General features: G+C 58.5%; 17 protein-coding genes. 12 read left to right on the top strand and 5 right to left on the bottom strand.

What is annotated here, in order from left to right:
- Positions 1 to 216: 216 nt before the first annotated feature.
- Positions 217 to 1020, bottom strand: a complete 804-nt coding sequence (gene menH, locus Q1A00_RS03910; RefSeq protein WP_298404005.1) for a 2-succinyl-6-hydroxy-2,4-cyclohexadiene-1-carboxylate synthase — start codon at positions 1018 to 1020, stop codon at positions 217 to 219.
- A gap of 130 nt (positions 1021 to 1150) precedes the next feature.
- Between menH and lon the strand changes: the two genes are divergently transcribed.
- Positions 1151 to 3583: an endopeptidase La gene (gene lon, locus Q1A00_RS03905; RefSeq protein WP_298404002.1), complete on the top strand. Its 2433-nt coding sequence runs from the start codon at positions 1151 to 1153 to the stop codon at positions 3581 to 3583.
- Positions 3584 to 3612: 29 nt separating this feature from the next.
- On the opposite strand, the gene Q1A00_RS03900 is transcribed toward lon, so the two are convergent.
- Both Q1A00_RS03900 and Q1A00_RS03895 read right to left on the bottom strand, forming a co-directional pair.
- Positions 3613 to 3963: a DUF309 domain-containing protein gene (locus tag Q1A00_RS03900; RefSeq protein ID WP_298482115.1), complete on the bottom strand. Its 351-nt coding sequence runs from the start codon at positions 3961 to 3963 to the stop codon at positions 3613 to 3615.
- Between the two features lie 4 nt (positions 3964 to 3967).
- Positions 3968 to 5071, bottom strand: coding sequence for a glycosyltransferase family 1 protein (locus Q1A00_RS03895; protein WP_299755348.1), 1104 nt, complete (start codon positions 5069 to 5071; stop codon positions 3968 to 3970).
- 379 nt (positions 5072 to 5450) lie between these two features.
- Here Q1A00_RS03895 and Q1A00_RS03890 point away from each other — a divergent pair, with 379 nt between their 5' ends.
- Entirely contained in the window at positions 5451 to 6503 is a 1053-nt protein-coding gene (locus Q1A00_RS03890) for a CehA/McbA family metallohydrolase (RefSeq protein WP_298403994.1), read from the top strand.
- Here the strand turns inward: Q1A00_RS03890 and Q1A00_RS03885 are convergent.
- Positions 6493 to 7200, bottom strand: coding sequence for a metal-dependent transcriptional regulator (locus Q1A00_RS03885; RefSeq protein ID WP_298403992.1), 708 nt, complete (start codon positions 7198 to 7200; stop codon positions 6493 to 6495). The two genes, Q1A00_RS03890 and Q1A00_RS03885, sit on opposite strands and share 11 nt — an antisense overlap.
- Positions 7201 to 7370: 170 nt before the next feature.
- Here Q1A00_RS03885 and Q1A00_RS03880 point away from each other — a divergent pair, with 170 nt between their 5' ends.
- From Q1A00_RS03880 to Q1A00_RS03835, 10 genes are all read left to right on the top strand, one after another.
- Complete coding sequence (locus Q1A00_RS03880) at positions 7371 to 8147, top strand: enoyl-CoA hydratase-related protein (RefSeq protein WP_298403989.1); 777 nt, start codon at positions 7371 to 7373, stop codon at positions 8145 to 8147.
- A gap of 60 nt (positions 8148 to 8207) precedes the next feature.
- Positions 8208 to 10673 carry a PAS domain S-box protein gene (locus Q1A00_RS03875; RefSeq protein WP_298403987.1) on the top strand — a complete coding sequence of 822 codons (2466 nt, stop codon included), beginning with the start codon at positions 8208 to 8210 and terminating at the stop codon, positions 10671 to 10673.
- Between the two features lie 63 nt (positions 10674 to 10736).
- A complete protein-coding gene (locus Q1A00_RS03870; protein ID WP_298403985.1) occupies positions 10737 to 11987 on the top strand; it encodes a M24 family metallopeptidase in 1251 nt (416 codons plus the stop codon).
- Between the two features lie 87 nt (positions 11988 to 12074).
- The gene (locus Q1A00_RS03865) at positions 12075 to 13427 is read left to right on the top strand and encodes an MFS transporter (protein WP_298403983.1); all 1353 of its coding nucleotides are present in this window, start codon (positions 12075 to 12077) and stop codon (positions 13425 to 13427) included.
- A gap of 67 nt (positions 13428 to 13494) precedes the next feature.
- The gene (locus Q1A00_RS03860) at positions 13495 to 14640 is read left to right on the top strand and encodes a glycosyltransferase (protein ID WP_299755342.1); all 1146 of its coding nucleotides are present in this window, start codon (positions 13495 to 13497) and stop codon (positions 14638 to 14640) included.
- A gap of 109 nt (positions 14641 to 14749) precedes the next feature.
- Positions 14750 to 15382 (top strand): lipopolysaccharide biosynthesis protein, encoded by a 633-nt coding sequence (locus Q1A00_RS03855; protein ID WP_298403979.1) that lies wholly within the window; start codon positions 14750 to 14752, stop codon positions 15380 to 15382.
- Positions 15361 to 16014 (top strand): YveK family protein, encoded by a 654-nt coding sequence (locus Q1A00_RS03850; RefSeq protein WP_298403975.1) that lies wholly within the window; start codon positions 15361 to 15363, stop codon positions 16012 to 16014. Before Q1A00_RS03855 ends, Q1A00_RS03850 begins: the two co-directional genes overlap by 22 nt.
- Before the next feature lie 86 nt (positions 16015 to 16100).
- On the top strand, positions 16101 to 16745 hold the full coding sequence (locus Q1A00_RS03845; RefSeq protein WP_298403973.1) for a CpsD/CapB family tyrosine-protein kinase: 645 nt from the start codon (positions 16101 to 16103) through the stop codon (positions 16743 to 16745).
- A 420-nt stretch (positions 16746 to 17165) separates the two neighbouring features.
- Positions 17166 to 17852, top strand: coding sequence for a response regulator transcription factor (locus Q1A00_RS03840; RefSeq protein WP_298403971.1), 687 nt, complete (start codon positions 17166 to 17168; stop codon positions 17850 to 17852).
- 151 nt (positions 17853 to 18003) lie between these two features.
- Positions 18004 to 19065: an ATP-binding protein gene (locus tag Q1A00_RS03835; protein ID WP_299755336.1), complete on the top strand. Its 1062-nt coding sequence runs from the start codon at positions 18004 to 18006 to the stop codon at positions 19063 to 19065.
- A 165-nt stretch (positions 19066 to 19230) separates the two neighbouring features.
- Here Q1A00_RS03835 and Q1A00_RS03830 read toward each other — a convergent pair whose 3' ends face one another.
- Entirely contained in the window at positions 19231 to 21531 is a 2301-nt protein-coding gene (locus Q1A00_RS03830) for a penicillin-binding transpeptidase domain-containing protein (protein ID WP_298403965.1), read from the bottom strand.
- Positions 21532 to 21548 lie beyond the last annotated feature (17 nt).

Raw genomic sequence — 21548 nt, 5'->3', positions numbered from 1 at the left:
GGCAGCCTATAGATAATGTACCACAACCTTATCCGACCAACGTTCCCTATCATCTATTTCGGCCCGAAGGGTAAATGATTTGCTGTTCGATGTTCAATCGGAGAGCCGCACGGCCGTGCGGCTTTCCGGTCGGCAGGATGCCCGCGTTCCCGGATGGCCATCCACCGTTGTCGCCCGTTGTCACCCAGATGCCCACATTCCTAAATGGGGGGCTATTCACCATTCGCTATACATCATCAATCCCGCCACTACTTCTGGCTGCTCCAAATGTACGGCGTGACCGGCATCCGGCACGATCACGTGACGCGCATGTGGCATCAGCGCCGCCATCTGCGCTGCGATGGCACAGAACTTTTCGTCAAGTGCGCCGGTGATGAGCAGCGTGGGGGTAGCGATGGCTGGCAACGCCGCCCACAACGACGGCTGCCGCCCAACACTCAGGCCACGGAGAGCGTTGGCGTAGCCATGGGCGCTGCCGGCTAAGCGTTGTGCCCGCTGCACTGCGCGTACTGCCGCTGGTAAGCGTTGTTGCGTCGCAAAGATTGGTTGCTCCGCCCAGTAATCGACAAACCACTCAAGACCCTCGCGCTCGATCCGGGCCGCCAGCGCCTCATCACTCGCTAAGCGGGCTGCTCGTTCGGCTGGATCGGCCAAGCCCGGCGAGGCACCGATCAAGATTTGCCGCCTGACTCGTTCCGGTGCATGAGCAGTCAACAATAATCCGATCCGGCCGCCCATCGAATAACCGCACAGATCAACCTGTGCCAAGTGCAGGTGATCGAGCAGCGCCAGCAGATCGGCCACGCACTGCTCGATCGCATACCGCGCCGGATCAGCGGGAGCGTCACTCTGGCCATGCCCGATCAGATCAACCATCACCACCGTGTAACGGGCAGCAAGGGCCGAAACCAGCGGTTGCCACGTCTGAACGTTGCCGGTAAAACCGTGCAGCAAGAGCAACGACGGCCCCGCCCCGACGAGTTCGACGTGCAAAGTAATGCTATTGAGCGAAATCTTCACCGTATTCTTTCCGTGAACAACCAACAAGTAACGCGCAATCTGCCAGTATATGCTACACTGAACATACAACATATACCAATGCGCAGGCATATTGTCCATCGTATCTGTCGGCCTGCGCAGGAGCGAGGCTATGACCACGACTCCGGCCAATGAACAATCGACATCACCTGTGACCGACACAACGCTCGTCGAGCGTCCGGTGTTGCCTCTGCTCGATAGCGTCCTCTTTCCACAGATGCTAGCGCCGCTCTTCGTTAATGATGAGCGCGCAATCAATGCGGTAGAGCAAGCAGCAGCTGGCGACCGCATTGTCCTCGCAGTTGCTGCCCGTGGCCCGACCGAAGACTTCTCGGTTGGGATAAATGACTTGTACAGTGTTGGTGTAGAAGCCGTGGTACAGCGCCTGCGCCGCCTTCCGGACGGTACGCTGAGTATCGTGCTTGAAGGGCGACAACGCATGCGGATCGTTCGTGTGGTGGCTGAACACCCGGCGCTGCGTGTGCTGGCCGCGCCACTCGAAACCCCGCCGCTCGATGAAGATGCGGCACTGATGGTCGAGGCGCTTAGCCGCACGATCTTGACCACCTTCGAGAAGATCGTGCGTCTGTCGCGCAATTTGCCCGACGATGCCTACCTCACCGCCCTCAACAGTGCCGAACCCGGCGAGTTGGCCGATATCATTGCCGCCTTGCTGCCTATCTCGGTCGAAGAGCGGCAAAAGATCCTCGAATTGGTCGACGTCGAGCAACGTTTGCGTCAGCTCGAAATCTTGCTGGCAAAAGAGTTAGACCTGCTTGAACTCGAAAACCGTATCCATAGTCAAGTACAGCAGGAGGTTGACCGCAGCCAGCGTGAACTGTTCTTGCGCGAGCAGTTGCGCGCCATTCAACGCGAACTCGGTCAAGAGGATCCGTCGCGCCGCGAGATTGCGCTCTTGCGCGAACGGGCTGCCGCTGCCGGCCTACCTGCACACGCGATGGCCCGCTTCGAGGAAGAATTGGCCCGGCTCGATCTTATCTCGCCAATGTCACCCGAACATGGTATGTTGCGCACGTATCTCGATTGGCTGATTTCGCTGCCGTGGAGCAACGCTAGCCCAGAGAATCGCGATTTGCGCGCAGCCGCAGCGGTGCTCGAACGCAACCATTACGGTTTGCGCAAAGTTAAGGATCGCATCCTTGAGTACATCGCCGTGCGCCAACTGGCCGGCCCCGCCCGTCGCGCGCCCATCCTCTGCTTCGTCGGCCCGCCCGGCGTCGGCAAGACGAGCCTCGGTCAGAGCATCGCCGAGGCGCTAGGCCGCCGCTTCGTCCGCCTCAGCCTTGGCGGCGTGCACGACGAGGCTGAAATTCGCGGTCACCGCCGCACCTATATCGGCGCACTGCCCGGACGCATCTTGCAGCGGATGAAGGTGGCCGGCACGATCAACCCGGTCTTTATGCTCGACGAGGTTGATAAGCTGGGCAGTGATTTTCGCGGCGATCCAGCGGCAGCCCTGCTTGAGGTGCTCGATCCAGAACAGAACAGCACCTTTAGCGATCACTATCTCGATCTGCCCTACGACCTCAGCCAGACCCTGTTCATTACCACGGCCAACGTCGCCGACGCCATCCCTGACGCGCTGCTCGACCGTATGGAACTGGTGGAGTTGCCGGGTTATACCGAGGATGAGAAGCTACATATTGCCCGCCGCTTCCTCATTCCGCGCCAAATGACTGACAGCGGCCTGCCGCCGGCGACGATCCGGTTCGGAAATGAAGCGATCCACGCGATTATCCGCAATTACACCTACGAAGCCGGCGTGCGTAACCTCGAACGCGAGATTGGCGCGATCTGCCGCAAAGTCGCTCGTCGCATCGCCGAGGGCAAACGCTACCCACGCCAGATCACGCCACGCGCCTTGCCGAAACTGCTCGGCCCGCCTCGTTTTGAGATCGGTAAGGTTGATCCGCACGATCACGTAGGGGTAGCGATCGGTATGGTCTATACCAGTGCTGGTGGCGACATTATGCCGGTAGAAGTGGTGTTGATGGACGGCAAAGGCAACCTGCTGCTGACTGGCCAGCTCGGTGAGGTGATGCAAGAGTCGGCGCAGGCTGCGCTCTCGTTTGCCCGCGCTAACGCTGCGCGTCTGGGCATCGAGGGCCGCCACTTCGATAAGCTCGATGTCCACGTCCACGTCCCCGAAGGTGCCACCCCAAAAGATGGCCCGTCGGCAGGGGTGACTATCGCCACGGCGCTGATCTCAGCATTGACCGGCCGCACCGTGCGCCACGATATTGCGATGACGGGCGAGATTACCTTACAAGGGCGCGTTTTACCGATTGGTGGGGTAAAAGAGAAGGTACTTGGCGCGTACCGGGCCGGCATTCGCCAGATCATTCTACCTAAGCGCAACGAGCACGATCTGGCCGAGATTCCGGCAGTCTTGCGCCGGCAATTGACGATCCATCTCATTGAGCGGATTGAACAGGCGCTCGATCTGGTACTTGGCCCGCCACCACCGAAAGAGCCACGTCGTGCGCCGCGCGTTATCCCGCGCCGGTTGGATAATGACGATTAACGGGCAAGTCGCAGGGGCATAGCACGCTGCTATGCCCCTAGGTTAGGCCCCTCTCCGCTCGCCGGATCAGCCAGTATTGCCGCCATCGCCATGGCCAACGCCACCACATCGACTCCGCGATAGACTGCCGGCAATTGCGCCAGCCGGCGCTGCGCTTTGGCCCAATTGAGCCGCAAACCGCGCAGATTGCCCTGCCGCCACTTTACTAACGCCGCTGCGGTCTGGATCAAAGCCTTGTAAAACTCGGCCTCTTCCCCCTGCGCCGCGCGCCAGCAGATTTCCCATTGCTCGTGGGCATGCCAATACTCGCCGGCGTTGAAGAGCTGCATACCAGCCAGAAAGGGATCGGACACAAGGGTTGGTTCGGTCGTATGTTCCATCGTTTCAATCCATTATCAATGCCTCAAGCGTCCGCCGCGCACACGCTTCCCACGTGAACTGGCGCGCACGCGCCAAACCGCGTTGCCGCAGATCAGCGCGCAAGGCCGCATCATCATGCATGCGCATGATCGCGGCGGCAATAGCATTCGTATCGAGCGGGTCAACCAGCAACGCCGCATCGCCGGCCACTTCCGGCAGCGACGAGATCGTGCTGGTAATGACCGGCGCACCGCATGCCATCGCCTCTAGAACTGGTAAGCCAAAGCCTTCGTAGAGCGAAGGAAAGACAAACGCCAACGCACCGGCCAGTAGCGCGGGCAGATCGGCATCGGCTACATAGCCAGTAAAACGAACCCGATCGACAACGCCTAACTCGTTGGCCCGCCGTTCGATCGGTTCGCTCAGCCAGCCGCGCTTGCCAGCCAGCACCAGATCAAGATCGTAACCGGCAGCCAATACGGTCGCCAGCGCCTCAATCAGCCGCGCCAGATTCTTGCGCGGCTGCACCGTACCGATATACAAAAGATATGGACGTTGCGCCAAGCCGTAGCGCGCGCGCACAGCCGCAACACACTGCGGATCGTCCGGCGGTCTAACTTCCGCGCTCAAGCCAAGGTGCGTGACCATAATCCGGTCGGGATCGATCCCATACCAATTGACCAGATCGCGCTTGGTGGCATGGGAAACGGCCAGCACGCGCCGGGCCGCGCGTAAACTCCATCGCGTCGTCACCTCGAGTTCGAGCCGACGGCGAGCGGTATGCGCCTCGGGAAAGACCCGATAGCCTACATCGTGAATGGTCACTACCGTAGGCGGATGGAGCAGCGGCACGACATGCGCCGGCACAAACAACACCTGCGGGCGTGCGCGCCAACTGGCCGGCCCAAGGCGCAGATGCGTCCACAGTCGCGGCCAGCGAATATCGCGCACCTGCACTCGCTGGCTCAGCGGCGGTAACCGATCGTGCCCACCGTTGATATAAAGGCGAAATTGCACCTCCGCCGGCGCGATCCGGTCTAAGGCCGCAATCACCTCATAGCTGTAGCGTTCGGTACCAGTGCGCTGAGCAACCGTCGCCCGGCTGGCATCGATGTCAATGGTGATCATAACGTGGGTATAGTAGCATATCTTAGTAAACGCAAAGGCGCAGCGGGCGCCGAGAGCGCAAAGGTTTTTTAGGACGCACGGGCGCTGATAAACTGCCCGTTCTCCGCGCCGACCCACGCAAAGGTTTTTTGGAAAGCTGCTCCCCGTTTGTTATTGCGAGCTGCGCGTAGCGCGGCGAAGCAATCCCCACGAGAGCGAGAGCCATCCCTACACGCATTGGTGTGTGCGAGAGCAGGAGCTGGCTGCGGCCAATCCGCCCCGCATAATCACAGCCAGCACACGGCCCTGCCTAACACTTGACATCCACGCATCGCTAGTGTCGCTTTGCGGCTATACTATCTATAACAACCGCGTATCGATGTTACTAGCGGAGAACGCTATGAACTATCCCTTCATCTACCCCGGCGCAATCCACATGCATACCACCTACTCGGACGGATCGGCTACCTTTCCGCAACTCATTGCCGCTGCCCGTGAGGCTGGCCTGCGCTGGGTGATTGTCACCGACCACGACACCCTCGAAGGCTTGCCCTTTGCCGGCTGGCACGACGATGTATTAGTCATCGTCGGCCATGAAATCACCCCTAATCACAACCACTTCCTCGCCCTCAACGTTGACACGGTGATTAGCAACCAACTGCCACCGCAACAATTCATTGATGAAGTGTACAATCGCGGCGGCTTCGGCATTATTGCCCATCCCGACGAGCGAATCCGCAATTCGTTTAAAGACATCTACCGTTGGGATGACTGGACGATTGATGGACCAAGCCAGCGCGAAGGGCGCGTCGTTGGGCTAGAGTTGTGGAATTTGATGAGTGATTGGGGCGAGCACCTAACCGAGCGCAACAAACTGGCGCTGGTGCTCAACCCGCGCTTGGGCCTGAGCGGGCCGACGCTGGCGACTTTGTGGTGGTGGGATCGGCTGAATATGGCCGGTCGGCGCACCTTCGGTATCGGTGGCGTCGATGCCCACGGATTCAAACGCCAAGCGCCATGGGGCGAGATCGAGGTCTTTCCCTACCCGTGGATCTTCCGCACCCTTACCAACTACCTTCTACTTGCCGAACCGCTCAGCAGTGATGCGAAAGAGGCCACCAATCAGGTCTATGCTGCGTTAACCGCCGGACGTTGTTACTTTGCCAACCGGCTTGATGGCGAAGCGCCATCGATCATCTTCCGTCTCAGCCGGCCCGGTGAAACAGCGGAAATGGGCGACACGATCAGCCTCGCCGGCGGACCGTTGCTGGTAGAAGTTGATGTTGGCGTCGATGCGTATGCGCGTTTAATTGTGAACGGCGAAGTGATGACCAGCGGCATTCGCCGCATCCGCCAAACGGTTGACGACGACGGCATCTACCGCGTCGAAGCGTATTGGGGCGGCAAACCGTGGCTCTTTACCAACCCGATCTTCGTGACCGCTACGACGTAACTGCCGGCTCCTCAGTCTCAACTTCGATCGTGCGGGCCAAGCGTCGATCAAGCGGCACCGGGGCGGTATCGCAAATCTGCACCGTCAACGGCCCGTCAAATGGCGCACTGGCCATTACCACCACCCGCGCCCCGGGCACAAGACCGAGATCGGCCAGATAGCGCAGCCGTTCAGCCGCCTGATCACGCACCCGCGCAATCCGCGCCGGTTGGTGGAGCGGCAGATCGGCCAGCCGGATGGCGCGGGTGGCAGGCAACGCCCCATCAACGCCGGGGATCGGGTCGCCGTGCGGGTCAAAATCCGGGTAACCCAGTCGTTCGGCAATCCGCGCCTCGAGCTTCTCGCTGATGTGGTGTTCGAGCCGCTCGGCCTCTTCATGCACCTCATCCCAACTATAACCGAGCGCTTCGACAAGGTAGAGTTCGAGCAAGCGATGATGCCGGATCACCTCCAATGCAATTCGCTCGCCAGCGGGCGTCAGCACCACGCCTTGATAGGGCGTATGCTGCACCAGATTCATCTCGGCCAGCTTCTTAATCATCCCAGTAACCGAAGCTGGGCGCGACCCGCGCTGCTCGCCGAGCATCGTTGTCGTCACCGCACCGACCTGTTGTTGTAGCAGATAGATCGCTTTCAGATAATCTTCAATGGCCGGCGTAATCCGGTTGGACAGATTGGCATCTTCGACAGGGGTCAAGGCGCGTCTCCTTCTGGCGGCGCAAAACCCGGTTTTGCTGGCTTCAATGTACCATAGAGCAGCTACTTCCTGCAACGGGCGTGGTACAATCGGGTTACGACAACTAACGTAATGATGCTGCATTGTAATATCGTTACGCATTTACCGCCGTATATGAAGGAGCAACTGTCATGAGCGACGAACCATTGATCATCAGTACAATCGAAGGCCCAATCGCGATCGTAACTCTCAACCGGCCACAGGCGCTCAACGCCCTCAGCCCAGCACTCATCGATGATCTTATTCGCCATCTCGAGATGTATGACGCCGATGACTCGATCCGGGTCATCATCATCACTGGGGCCGGACGGGCTTTCGCTGCCGGCGCTGACATCAAAGCAATGGCCAACGCCACACCAATAGAGATGCTTACCAGCGGTATGATTGCCCGCTGGGCCAAAATTGCGGCCATCCGCAAACCGATGATTGCCGCTATCAATGGCTACGCGCTCGGCGGCGGCTGTGAGCTGGCAATGATGTGCGACATTATTTTGGCCAGCGAGACGGCCCAATTTGGCCAGCCTGAAATCAACATTGGCATCATTCCGGGCGCCGGCGGCACCCAACGCCTCACCCGCGCCCTTGGCCCCTATCGCGCCATGGAGATGGTCTTGACTGGCGCGACGATCAGCGCCCAAGAAGCCTACGCGCATGGGTTAGTGAACCGGGTCTGCCCGCCGGAAACCCTGCTTGACGAAGCGCGCCGAGTGGCGCAGACGATCGCCGCTAAATCGCCGCTTGCCGTGCAATTGGCCAAAGAAGCGGTGCGCGCCGCCGCTGAAACGACCGTGCGCGAAGGGTTGGCCATTGAGTTGCGCAATTTCTACCTCCTCTTCGCCAGCGAAGATCAGAAAGAGGGCATGCGCGCCTTTATCGAAAAACGTGCCCCCAACTTTAGCGGGCGGTAACTATGTTAGAGCGACCAACCAACCGGATCAAACCTTCCGCAATGCTCAGAGGACACAGTTATGGATATACACGAGCGATTGCGATCTCTTGAACGCGAAAATGCCATCTTACGTCAACAGCTCTCAATCCTCCGCGCACAGTTTACCGCGAGTTTGGCCGCTCAAGAGTTGCCGTTCGATATGGTCTTTCATCAATTGCCCATCCCAATGGTGTTGTTTGCACCTGATGGGCTGTCAGTGGCAATGAATCGGGCCAATGAACAATTGGTGGCGACCCCCATTGATCAGATTGTTGGGCGCTACAACATCTACCACGATCCGGCAGCCCAGAAGCGCGGCTTCGTCGCTGCCTTCGAGGCTGCTCGCCGCGGCCAAATCGCTGCTATGCCGCCAACTCCCTACGATACCGCCGAAGCCGAGATCGAAGGTCGAACTATTGATCAACAATTTTGGTCAGAAACAACCTATTTTCCGATCTACGATCACATGCACCGGCTAGTGCTCATCGGTGAAATGAACCGTGACGTGACCGATTGGGTGCGGATCCGCGAAGAAGAACAACGCCTTGCCGCCGAACTGCACGAACGCGAACGGCGCTTTGCCGCACTGTTTGATCAATTGAACATTGGGATTGTGGTCATTGAAGAGAGTGGCCGGATTATCGACTGCAACCGAGCCATCGCGACGCTGTTGGGGTTTGAGCGCGAAGAGCTGATCGGTAAGATGATCTTGCATCGCACCCATCCCGATGATCGCAACACCGATTTGCTGCTGTGGGAAGAATTACTCAACGGCAACCGCGATAGCTATACGATCGAAAAACGTTACCTGCACAAAGACGGTCATATTGTTTACGGTCGCATGACCTGTTCGGCGGTGCGTGACGAAGAGGGCAAGATTACGTTTCTTGTCCGCTTGATCGAAGATATTTCCGCCCAACGCGCTGCCGAAGCTGCGGTTGAAACCAGCCGCCGGTTGTTGCAAGACATTATCAATCAGATACCGGCTCTGATCTTTGTCAAAGATGCCGAAGGGCGCTATCTGATGGTCAACGAACGATTGGCTAAATTTTCTGGCTACGAACCGCCGGCAATGATCGGCAAGCGTGATGAAGATCTGTTTCCGCCGGCACTCGCCGATTACTACCGCTCGTTCGACCGTGAAGTCATGCGTCATCGCCGCCCGATCCAACGCGATGACGATCGCTGGACGGCTAATGGGTTGACGGCGTTTACCACCATCAAATTTCCGCTATTCGATCACGAAGGGAAGATCTACGGCATCGCCGGCATTGCAATCGACGTCACCGAACGGCGCCGGATGGAGCGCGAACGAGAACGGATCGAGCAGCAACTGCGCGAGACTCAGCGTCTTGAGAGTTTAGGGGTTATGGCCGGCGGGATTGCCCACGATTTCAATAATCTGCTCGTCGGCGTGTTAGGCAACGTATCGCTCGCCCTCAACGAACTACCAGACGATCACCCTGCTTATCCATTACTGGTGCAAATCGAACAAGCTGCGTTACGCGCCACCGAGCTGACTAATCAATTATTCACGTACACTGGCCGCCACCAACCCGAAATGCAACGGCTTGACCTGAGCCGGGCCGTGGAAGAGATGCAAACATTGCTGCGCAGTATCTTACCCAGACGGGTTGATCTGATCATCCAACCCTCCCCAACTCCATTACCAATCGAAGGCAATATTGCCCAGATCCAGCAGGTGTTGATGAATCTGGCCATTAACGGCGCAGAAGCCATTACCGGTAACGGCACCGTAACCATTATGACTGAGGCGCGTGAGGTCAGCGCCGATGAGATGGCCACGATGCAGATCGGCGCTGACCAGCCACCCGGATGTTACGCAGCGCTGATTGTCAAAGATACCGGCCATGGGATGGACGAAATCACCAAAGCGCGCATTTTCGATCCGTTTTTCAGCACCAAATTTACCGGTCGCGGCCTTGGCTTAGCGGCGGTGAATGGAATTGTGCGCGCCCACCACGGCGCGCTGCATATTGAAACCGAACCGGATCATGGCACAACGTTTACCGTCTTTTGGCCAATGACAACCCTTTCTGATACTATCTCAACCCCCCCTCAAGAGTCGCAACCGATGCAAGCAGTGATTGAACAACCGTTGGCTCAAATCGAACGATTGGCATTGGTCGTTGATGATGAGCCTGACGTGCGTGTGGTGGCGCAACGGATGTTGCGCCGGCTAGGATTCACCGTCTACGAAGCCGCTAGTGGCACCGAGGCGCACCAAGTGCTCGACCAGCATGGCTACCAATTAGCGCTCGCCCTCATCGACTTGACGATGCCGGGCCAAACGGGTGATGAGCTGGCGACCGAAATCCTCAGTCGCTACCCATCCTTGCGGATCGTTCTGATGAGTGGCTTCTCACAACAAGAATTACCGGCACATTTGCGAGCGAGCGGTATGGTCTCTTTTTTGGCTAAGCCGTTTACGTTAAGCTCACTCACTACGACAGTAACAGCAGCTCTTTCATCGCATGCGTTATAATAGTCGAGATTCAGGTTGAGCGATGACCCAACCCGGCGCTGTGTAGAAAGACGATCTCACGCTATGATCATCACCCCCGTTGTGACTTCGCTCCGTATGCAGAGCGATCTGCGCGCGCAATGGCTAGCTGAACGCTTGACGCTGCTGTTACCCGAACTAATGGAACGCGCCAAAATCGATTTGTGGATGGTGACTGCGCGTGAATACAATGAAGACCCAGTCATTATGACGTTGCTTCCAGCGCCGGTGATGAATGCCCGTCGCCGTACAATTCTGCTCTTTGCCCGTCGCCCTGATGGCACGGTCGAGCGACTGACGCTTGATCGCTACGGTTATGGCGATCTCTACCGGCAGGCTTGGGATCCTGACACCGAATCACAAGATGACTGCTTAGCCCGCCTCGTTGCCGAGTATGATCCGCAACGGATCGGGATCAATATGTCTCCAACCTTTGCTTTTGCTGATGGTCTGACCTACACTGAATACCAACGTCTCTGCGCCACCCTTGGCCCTCGCTACGCTGAACGTTGCGTAAGCGCCGAAACGATTGTCATCGGTTGGCTCGAACGCCGTATTCCAGCCGAATTAGCGGTCTACCCGGAATTAGTTGCGCTTGGTCATCGGATCATCGCTACCGCATTTTCGCGCGCCGTGATTACACCCGGCGTCACCACAACCGATGATGTCGTTTGGTGGCTGCGCCAAACGATGCACGAGGCCGGTGTGCAAGCTTGGTTCCAACCAACGGTCAACCTTCAAGCTCGTGGCATGCCATTTGACGCCCCGCCAACCCGCAACCGAATCTGGCCCGGCGATTTGATCCATTGTGATGTTGGATTTTGCCACCTTGGCCTATGTACCGACCAACAACAGCATGCGTATGTATTAGCGCGCGATGAAACCGCACCGCCTGCAGGGCTGATCGCCGCGTTAGCCCAAGCAAACCGGTTGCAAGATATCTTGTTAGCCGAGATGCGTGTTGGGCGTACCGGCAATCAGGTGTTAGCGGCAACCCGTGCGCGCGCGCTGGCCGAAGGTTTGCAACCTTCGATTTATTCGCATCCGCTTGGTTATCACGGCCATGCTGCCGGGCCGGCGATTGGATTGTGGGATCACCAAGAAGGTGTGCCCGGCGCCGGCGATTATCCTCTGTACGACGAGACTGTTTACGCCATCGAGTTAAATAATGTGGCGCCCGTGCCCGAATGGGGTCATCAACCGGTACGCATTGCCCTCGAAGAAGATGCTGCGCTGATCGGGGGCACTATGGTATGGTTGCATGGCCGGCAAACGCAATTGCACGTGATCGAATAACGATGGGTTCAGAGCAGGCATTGCTATAAAGGCGGTTCCCTTCCATTCTTTATCTGCTATCCCTTGATTAGCGATGAAGGAGGTCGCATGACTTCGGTGGCCGTGCCCGAAACCGATACCCGCCGCGCGATTATGACCGTGTTGTTCGTGGGTGTCTTTATGTCAGCGCTCGACTCGGCAATCATTGGCCCAATCGTGCCAGCGTTGCGGGCTGCATTTGCGATTGACAACACGCAAGTGGTGTTGGTCTCGATTATCTTTACCCTCTGTTCGCTGAGCAGCACAACGTTGATGGCCAGTCTAAGCGATCGCTACGGGCGCCGCAATGTCTACCTGCTCAATGTCTTTGGCTTTGCTATCGGTTCGCTGATGATCGCGCTGGCATCCGATCTGACGATGGTGTTGCTGGGGCGCGCCGTGCAAGGTGTCTGCGCCGGTGGCATTACCCCCACCGCTAGCGCCGTGATCGGCGATGTGCTGCCCTCGGCGGAACGGGCGAAGGCGCTGGGCTTAATTGGCGCGACTTCGGGGATGGCTTTTCTGGTCGGGCCGGTAATGGCTTCATTGATACTGGCCGTTGCCGATTGGCACTGGATCTTTTTACTCAATTTGCCGGTCGCCGCAGTGGTCATTTTTCTCGGGTGGCGCGCCTTGCCCCGCTCGGCTGCCCATCACGAAGCGGCCAATGGCGCTTTCGATTGGCAAGGGCTGGTGCTGCTGGTGCTGATCTTGGTCAGCACCACGCTCGGCATTAACCAATTGCTCGATCGCATCTTTGGGATGACCATTTGGCCGTGGCTCTTCCTCTTGGTCGCAGTGCTGACCCCCTTGCTCGCATGGCGCGAAACGCGCGCGCCGGCACCCCTGTTGCCACCACGGCTCTTTACGAACCGCCAATTGCAAGTGGTCTATCTGCTGGCCGTCGGTTCCGGCATCTCGATGGGCAGCATTATCTTCATTACTTCGGTCGCGGTGAATTTCGGCGTGCCAATTAGCCAAGCCGGCTTCTTCCTGCTGCCGCTAGTCTTCCTTGCCTCGGTGACATCGGTGATCGCCGGACGGTGGTTGCCGCGCATCGGTGGGCGGATGACGATGGTGACCGGCTACAGCCAATTGACGGTCGGCACTGCCCTGTTGGGTCTGCCCGAAGCGCCGTTCTGGCTCTTTGTCGTCGCAACGCTCATTATGGGTAGCGGCTTGGGCATTGTGGTCGGCGGCGCGTTGCGCGCATTGGTACTGGAAGAGGTGGCCGCCTCTGATCGCGGTGTCGCCCAGAGCGTCATCAATATCACGATTAGTATCGGCACGCTGATCGCCGTGGCGCTAATGGCCAGCATCGCCGACAGTTTTGACTTCCCAACCGCTTACCTTGTCTGCGCTGGCGCGATGGCGCTGATGACAGCGATGAGCTTCGCTCTCCGCCGCCAATACAGCAGGTAAACGCAACCGCAGGAATGTGCTATCCTATCCGGCAACGGCAACCGGCCGGATAGGATAGGTGTTGGCTATGCAGGTCGCACTGGTACACGACTATCTGAACCAATACGGCGGCGCCGAGCGCGTGCTCGAAGCCCTCCACGAGCTGTTCCCGGTAGCGCCGGTCTATACCTCAATTTTCGATCCGGCAACTATGCCGGCTGCTTACCAACACTGGGATATTCGCACCTCGTTTATGCAGCGCTTGCCGGCATGGCGCACCCAGTTTCGCCGCTACGTGCCGCTGTATCCCACTGCCTTCGAGCAGTTTGATCTGCGAGCCTATGATCTCATTATCAGTAGCTCGAGCGCCTTCGCTAAAGGAATCATTCCCCGACCGGGAGCGTTGCATATTTGCTATTGCCACACACCGATGCGCTTCGCTTGGCGCACCGGCGATTATGTCGCTCGTGAACAGATTAGCGGCCTCCAAGCACGATTGTTGCCGTTTCTACTCAATTATCTGCGTATGTGGGATGCTGTCAGCACTAATCGGGTCGATCTCTTTGTGGCCAATTCACGCGAGGTCGCCGGACGGATTGCCCGCTACTACCGCCGCCCGGCGATGGTGATCCCGCCGCCGGTCGATCTGCCACCCTATGAGCCACGCCAGCCCGAAGACTTTTACCTCGCAGGTGGGCGGTTGATCCCCTACAAGCGGCTGGAATTGGCGATCGAGGCGTTTAACCATCTGCGCCTACCGCTCAAGATTTTTGGTGATGGCCGTGATCGCGCGCGGCTCGAGCGGATGGCCGGCCCCCATATCGAGTTTCTCGGCTGGGTTGATGAAGCAACCCGGCTCGATCTGTTCGCCCGCTGCCGCGCCTTTATCTTTCCCGGCGAAGAGGATTTTGGCATTACCCCGCTGGAAGTATTGGCGGTTGGCCGGCCCGTCATCGCCTATGCTGCTGGCGGCGCACTCGAAACGCTCGTTGAAGGCGTAACCGGACGCTTCTTCTACCAGCCGACCGCCGCCGCGCTGGCCGCCGCCGTTGCCCTCTCTCGCACCGATCCAGTCGATTCGCTCACCCTGCGCCACCACGCCGAACAGTTCAGTCGTGAACGCTTCCTTACCGCTATGCGATCTTTTCTCGATGAGGCGTTGGCTGCCCAACGCGCTGGACGCCTGCTTGAGTTTGAGCAGAGTCTGTATCGCCAATCGGTTGCAGCAGGATGATCAGCAACGCAATGGCTAAAGTATAGTAAGATGAGCGAGAGCGGCAACGTCGCTGATCACTGTCGCTATCCGACCCCGCAATCTTGCATAAGACGCTATTATCTACACTATGGAACTCATCACGCTTATTCGCATTGCCCGCCGGTTTTGGCTGCTTATACTGCTGCCGGCACTGATTGCCGGCGGGTTGAGTCTCTGGTTCGATCTGCAAAAACCACCGCGGTATGCCGCAACATCCCGGTTGTTGATCACTTATCCGATTGTTGGGGCAGAAGACACGGTTGATAACTGGCAGATCACTGAGTTCTTGCTCGATGACTTGCCGCAAGTCTTGAGCAGTGCCGCGTTTGCCAACAAGCTACAGCCACTACTTGCTGCGCGCAACGTCCCCTTGACGACGGCTGAAATTCAGCAGGGGCTGCGCGTAACCCTACTACACCGCACCGTTGATCTACGTGGCGAGGCTGCCTCACCGCAAGCGGCCCAAGCATTGGTCGAAGCGGCAATTACGCTGTTGCAAAGCGACGGTCTCACCTTTTGGGGCCGCACCAACGCTCAGTTGAATGTGGTGGTACTCGATGGGGCTAGCGAGCCACAACCGATCGCTTCATTGCGCACGACGTTGTTCGATGCCGCCCTCCGCGCTGCGTTGGGCTTCGTTGCCGGGTTTGCGCTCGCGGTCGTCGCCGCTGTGCTGCGCCCGGCCCAAGGGGAACGCTTATGGAAATCCGCGACTATGTGAATGTGCTGATCAAGCGCTGGTGGGTGATTGCCCTCACTGCAATCGCGGCAGTGGTCGGCGCGTATGCGATCAGTAAGCTACTGCCGCAAACCTTCCGCTCGCAGGCAGTCTATCTAGCGCTGGCCAATCAAGCTGACAACGGCCTCAACATTGTGCTGCGCAACTCGATGAACAGCTACCGCGAGCTGGTGATGCAACCGAGCGTGCTCGACCAGATCAGCCAGCAGATCGGCCTCGACATCAGCGGCGAACGCCTCATGCGTGATGTGAACATCCAACCGCGCCCCGATGAGCAGAAGATTGTGATCGAAGTCGATCTGCCACGCCTCGATCAATCACAGGCGCTGGCCGATGCGGTCGGCGAACGGATTGTTGCCGAAGTCAACCGAATCAACGCCACCCTCGAAGGCACCGCTCGGATCAACGTTACTCGCATCCAACCGGCCCGGCTGGTCGAGATCCGGCCTAATACCCGGATCAACATGCTGGCCGGCGCGATCCTTGGCTTGGTGGTAGGCGTATTGCTGGCGTTTGTGCTCGAATACCTCGACGACACGCTCAAAACGCCGGAGGATGTGGAACGCTTTGTCGGCCTGCCAACCCTAGGGGCGATTCCGCTGGCCGAGAAGTGAGTTTTTCAGATGAAGGGCGGCAACGCTACTGCTGCGCCGCCCACCGCTTCACGCCTTCACGCTTATTGTAAAGACAGGCAGGAGTGATGCTCGTGACATCGTCGCCCGAGCAGATGTTGATCACGCTGCGCGAACCGGCCTCCGCCGCCGCCGAAGCGTATCGCACGCTGCGCACCAATATTCTCTTTTCGAGTCTCGATAAGCCGATCCATACGTTGCTGCTGACCGCCGCCGAGCCAACGCCGGAAAAGAGTCTGACCGCCGCGAATCTGGCCGTTACCATGGCCCAAGCCGAACAGCGAGTCTTGCTGGTCGATTGCGATCTACGCCAGCCGGCCCTACACACCATCTTCGGCATCTCGAACGAACAGGGTCTCACCAGTTCGATTCTCGATCAAGATGCGCCGCTCGCCATCCAGCCGACCGAAGTGCCGGGATTGAGCTTGTTGCCCAGCGGGCCGCTGCCTCCCCGTCCCGCCGATCTGCTTGGCTCACGCCGTATGGAAGGGCTGCTGGCCCGCCTGCGCCAAACCGCCGACATCGTGATCTTCGATACGCCGCCGGTGCAAAGCTACACCGACGCACTTGTTCTGTCTACTCGCGTCGATGGCGTCTTGCTCGTGGTGCAAGCCGGTCGCTCGCGCCGCGACCGCGTGCGCGAGGCGCGCCAAAAGCTTGAGAAGGTCAAAGCCAACCTGCTCGGCGTCGTTCTCAGCAACGCGCGGACGTGACCATAGCAGTGGCATAGCAGTGCTATACCCTATGCGGCACAGCAATCACTCCCCTTTCCCACTTGTCATTGCGAGCCGCACAGAGGGGCAGCATGGGGCCAGCGCCCTGCAGCGAAGCAATCTCTTGCAAGCGCAGAACCAGCCTGCTCAGGCATGCGCTTCGCTAAAGGGGGCTGACTGCGGTCGAGCAACACCCAGCGCGGCTAGACGCCGCCGCTCCCTCGCCATAGCGACATTGCCCCCGATCACGGAATCAGTCCGCTCCGGTATAATGCGCTTTAACAGAAGAATTTGCTGCGGGGACAGGGTACACCACGCTATTGTGTACCTCCATCATTTCCTCGCAACGACCCAAGAGCAGTCAAGCCGCGCGATATAGCCCATCCGGTAGACCACCTTGTCGCCAACGGTGAGGGATCTATGCAACCGACCATCCTCGTCGTCGATGACGAAGCCAGCATTCGCAACGTCGCCAAAGCCTACCTCGAACACGCTGGGTATCGTGTCTTATGCGCTACCACCGGCCCCGAAGGCTTGCAGATGGCGCTCGAAGATCAGCCCGATCTGATCGTGCTCGACTTAATGCTGCCCGGCATGGACGGGATGGAACTCGCTGCCCGCCTGCGCGAACGTTCCGACGTCTTCATTTTGATGCTCACCGCGCGCAGCGACGAGATGGATCGCGTCGCCGGTTTGCGCGTCGGCGCTGACGATTATTTAACTAAACCATTCAGCCCACGCGAGTTAGTTGCCCGCGTGGAAGCCATCTTGCGCCGGCGCCGCGGCAAACCGGCCAAGAGTTCGATTATGCGCTTCACCCACGTCGAAATCGACCCCGACACCCGCGAAGCGCGTGCCGCCGGCCAATTGCTCGAACTCACCCCCACCGAATTCGACCTGCTGCTGGCGCTCGCTCGCAACCACAACCGCGTTCTCAGTCGCGAAGACCTAATTGAAAAAGTATGGGGTGCTGACTTTTACGGCACCGACCGAGTTGTTGATGTCTACGTCAGTCAAGTCCGGCGCAAAATCGAAGCCCTTACCGGCGAAAACCTCATCCGTACCGCCCGCGGCGTCGGCTACCGATTCGTTGATACGCCGGCGTAGGAGGCAACCCTTAGGTTGCTAATCCCTAGGGGAGCCGCACGGACGTGCGGCTTTATGGAACGGATCGTTAGCAATGGGGTAGGAGCTGCACAGCCATACGGCGCTGCAGAACGATTCATTACCCAATTTAGTTATTGATCGGCATGCCAAAATGATTCACTTCTGGCGACAACTCCGCTGGCAAATCATCGGCGCCCAAATGCTGGTCGTTGTCGTTGGCGTGGTGGCACTCAGCCTCACCGCCAACGCCCTACTCGAACAGACTGTCTCTCCCGATCAACTTGCCACCGTGCGCGCAACCGTCATACAAGCCCTTACTGTCGCAGCGATCGCCGCTACCATCGCTGGCCTCACCACCAGCATCCTGCTCGTGCAAGTCATTTTGCGCTCGCTGCGCAGCATTGCCCGCAGCAGCCAGCGCATCGCCGCCGGTCGTTACGACGAGCGCGTACACGTGCCGGCCAGCGACGAACTGCGCGCCGTCGCCGAAAGCTTCAACCAGATGGCTGAAGCGCTCGAACAGATCGAACAGCGCCGCGTTGCCATGATCGGCAACGTCGCCCACGAACTACGTACCCCGCTGGCCGGCATCGAAGGCTACCTCGAAGGCTTAATCGACGGCGTATTGCCCAATGCCCCCGAAACCTTCATCGACATGCAACACGAAGTGCGCCGCTTGCGCCGCCTAGTTGACGATTTGCAGACACTATCGCGGGTCGAAGCTGGCCAAATATCCTTGCATTTCACTACGTTCGACATCAACGATGTCATTAGGCGCGTCGTCGCTCAACTGAAACCACAAGTGCTCGACGGCTGTCTACGGATCGTCTACGAATATAATGAATGGCCACTTCTTACCTACGCTGACCCCGACCGCGTCGCTCAAATCTTGCTTAACCTTATCGGCAACGCGATACGCTACACTCCCGAAGGTGGTTGCATTACCATCCGCTCTACCATCGCCGACGAACAAGTACAGGTTAGCGTGACCGACACCGGCATCGGCATCGCCCCCGAACACTTACCTTACATCTTCGAGCGCTTTTACCGAGCTGACCCGTCGCGCTCGCGGGCCAGTGGCGGCAGCGGCATCGGCCTCACCATCGCCCGCCATCTTGCATGGGCCATGGGCGGCGACATCAGCGCCGCCAGCGCCGGTCTTGGTAAGGGAAGTACCTTCACCGTCACGTTGCCACGGGGATCAGAGGGGTAACGTAAGGTATGCATCACGCCTGCCATCACGAGCGAAGAGATGGAGAATCAAAGCCTCACCTAAGGCTTGGCGAGAGCGAGGGAGATGCGACCATCACCAAACAACAACGGTTAGCAGTGCTAACATCGCTCTGTCTGGCTCCACCAGAATGGATACGTGTTTGCTCTACCGTGGTAACACTGGACAGAATGGCGGCGGATTTTCTGGCGGAGTGATCCCGAAGTAGGCCTGCATGATCTGCGTCACCGCCGGCACGGCAATCGTTGATGAACCATCATTGAGGTCACCGACACCTTCCACCAACACAACCACAACGATCTCAGGGTTTTCGTAGGGGGCAAACCCAACAAACCATGCATGACTTTGCCGTACCAACCGGCCATCGGCAGTGGTGAGCAACGGCCCAAACTCGGCTGTACCCGTCTTGCCGGCAATCCGCAAACCCGAGCAGGCTTCCCGTGCTGCAACACCCAAACCGTCAGTGATCGAAGCCCAGAGACCTTGCCGAATCGTCACCAGATGTTGTGGATCGATCGGTGCTTTTCCGATTGGCTCTGCTTGGATTTGCTGCACAAGCTGGCCATTCTCATCAACGATCCGGTCAACCACGTGCGGGCGATAGAGGGTGCCATCGGTCGCTATTGCGCCGGCAGCCACCGCCAGTTGCAGTGGCGTCACTTCGAGATAGCCCTGACCGATCGCGGTATTGTAGGTATCACCGGTCGTCCACGCTTCACGCAAGACCTGCGCCTTCCACGCCCGCGTCGGCACTCGCCCGCCAGCCTCACCAACTAGATCAATCCCGCTTGGCCGGCCAAAATTGAACCACGACAACCCCTCGACTAGTTGGTCAATACCGAGACCAGTGATCCGCAAGGCACGCTGATCAAGGTTGGTCGCCTGATCGTTGCCGCCAGCAATACTGGCGAAAAAGACGTTTGACGAGAGGCGCAGCGCATCACGCACATCAATCAGCCCATTGTCACGATTGCGCACCGAGTTGGGCAAAATAAACTCAGCGCCACTGCGTTCAATCAGGCGTAGCAGACCGGGATCACGGAGTTTCGTATCGGCAGCAATCACCCCTTGCTGCAACGCTACCGCTCCCACGAACTGCTTTAGTGTTGAACCGGGCGGATATTGACCGGCAATAGCGCGATTGGTAAACGGCGCTAGCCGCTGCAACTCGCGTTGCGCTTCGGCGCTCGGCGGTGCTAGCAATGCCCGCAGATCATTGGCCCGCGCCGGATCAACCCAGATATTGTTGTCGTAATCGGGCAGGCTGACCATCGCCAGCACTCGTCCGTTGCGCGGATCGAGTGCAACTGCAACCCCAGCCACGATGGGATCATATGCCCGTTTGTGCGCTTCGCGCACCGTTTGCCGCCGCTGCTCGCCTTCATTGATCCAGCGCTGTAAGATGCGCTCAACTTCGGCCTGAAACCGAGCATCAATGGTCAGCACCAGATCATGACCGTTGGCGACCGGGCGCAGCGTAGTAACATCGCTGACCGGGCGCTGCAACGCATCAACGAGCAATGAGTCAATACCCATCTGACCGCGCAACACCTGCTCATACGCGCCTTCAAGGCCATCTTTGCCAATCTGATCACTCGGCAAATAGGGCGGCAACCCAACACTGGCCGGATCAATGCGCTTGGTCATCAGTCCGCACGTTGGCGCGTTGGCCGTAATATCAACCAAACCTCGCAGCCACGAGCTGGCCGGATTCACGGCCACTAGCTCGCAGGCATTGATCCGGCCCACGTAACCGAGCAGGTGCGACAGCGAGGGAATGGCACTGCTCAACGGGTAACGCCGGCGGAAACCTTCGATCACTCGTGCGCCGGGCAAGTAATTGGCGTTTTCGCGCAATGCTAATACCAACTCCGGCGAAATATCCTCTTTAATCACGACCGGCTGGTAACTCCGAGCGTTGGCCTGTTGCAAAAGCTGTTCGACCGGATTGGCCAGTATTGCGACGTCGCGATAGGTTTGGCTAATCGTTAGTGCACGCAAGATATCGGGCGGAGCAATGGTAAGCGTGAGGGTCGTAGTTGACGTGAGCGAAGGCAGTGTCCCCAATACTGCTAACTCGGTGCGCAAGCCGGGGGTCGTTTCAATTGCGCTGGCAGGATCAATAATGAGAGTTGCCGGCAACCCGGCAATCTGCGCCAGCCGGGCCAACGTCAACGCCCGCTGCTCAGGCGCGCTGCTTGCTGACGGCAATTGGCCCGGCACCACTGCCAGATTATAGATCGGCACGCTCTCGGCAAGTAATGCCCCGCGCGCATCGAAGATCTCGCCGCGCCGCGGTTGGTTGGTCAGATACCGACGGGTGGTGACTTCAATATCGGCGCCAAACCGCTGCGCATCAGTTTGCACCAGTTGCAGTTGCGCCAGCCGCGCCACCAGCACAACCACCACGAGCAATAAGACACTCCGTAGCGCAATGATTCTCGCCATAACTGGGCATCAGCCTT

Origin of the sequence: uncultured Chloroflexus sp. (assembly GCF_938091255.1) — a bacterium.
GTDB lineage: Bacteria > Chloroflexota > Chloroflexia > Chloroflexales > Chloroflexaceae > Chloroflexus.
The sequence above is the reverse complement of the archived record's forward strand: the minus strand, read 5'-3'. Positions and strand labels throughout refer to the sequence as shown.

Bases quoted from the DNA above. Each gene is read 5' to 3' on its own strand.
- Q1A00_RS03895 (WP_299755348.1), bottom strand. From the start codon at position 5,071: ATGATCACCATTGACATCGATGCCAGCCGGGCGACGGTTGCTCAGCGC.
- Q1A00_RS03835 (WP_299755336.1), top strand. From the start codon at position 18,004: ATGATTCACTTCTGGCGACAACTCCGCTGGCAAATCATCGGCGCCCAA.
- Q1A00_RS03865 (WP_298403983.1), top strand. From the start codon at position 12,075: ATGACTTCGGTGGCCGTGCCCGAAACCGATACCCGCCGCGCGATTATG.
- Q1A00_RS03870 (WP_298403985.1), top strand. From the start codon at position 10,737: ATGATCATCACCCCCGTTGTGACTTCGCTCCGTATGCAGAGCGATCTG.
- Q1A00_RS03860 (WP_299755342.1), top strand. From the start codon at position 13,495: ATGCAGGTCGCACTGGTACACGACTATCTGAACCAATACGGCGGCGCC.
- Q1A00_RS03875 (WP_298403987.1), top strand. From the start codon at position 8,208: ATGGATATACACGAGCGATTGCGATCTCTTGAACGCGAAAATGCCATC.
- lon (WP_298404002.1), top strand. From the start codon at position 1,151: ATGACCACGACTCCGGCCAATGAACAATCGACATCACCTGTGACCGAC.
- Q1A00_RS03840 (WP_298403971.1), top strand. From the start codon at position 17,166: ATGCAACCGACCATCCTCGTCGTCGATGACGAAGCCAGCATTCGCAAC.
- Q1A00_RS03890 (WP_298403994.1), top strand. From the start codon at position 5,451: ATGAACTATCCCTTCATCTACCCCGGCGCAATCCACATGCATACCACC.
- Q1A00_RS03830 (WP_298403965.1), bottom strand. From the start codon at position 21,531: ATGGCGAGAATCATTGCGCTACGGAGTGTCTTATTGCTCGTGGTGGTT.
- Q1A00_RS03900 (WP_298482115.1), bottom strand. From the start codon at position 3,963: ATGGAACATACGACCGAACCAACCCTTGTGTCCGATCCCTTTCTGGCT.
- Q1A00_RS03850 (WP_298403975.1), top strand. From the start codon at position 15,361: ATGGAAATCCGCGACTATGTGAATGTGCTGATCAAGCGCTGGTGGGTG.
- Q1A00_RS03845 (WP_298403973.1), top strand. From the start codon at position 16,101: ATGCTCGTGACATCGTCGCCCGAGCAGATGTTGATCACGCTGCGCGAA.
- Q1A00_RS03855 (WP_298403979.1), top strand. From the start codon at position 14,750: ATGGAACTCATCACGCTTATTCGCATTGCCCGCCGGTTTTGGCTGCTT.
- Q1A00_RS03880 (WP_298403989.1), top strand. From the start codon at position 7,371: ATGAGCGACGAACCATTGATCATCAGTACAATCGAAGGCCCAATCGCG.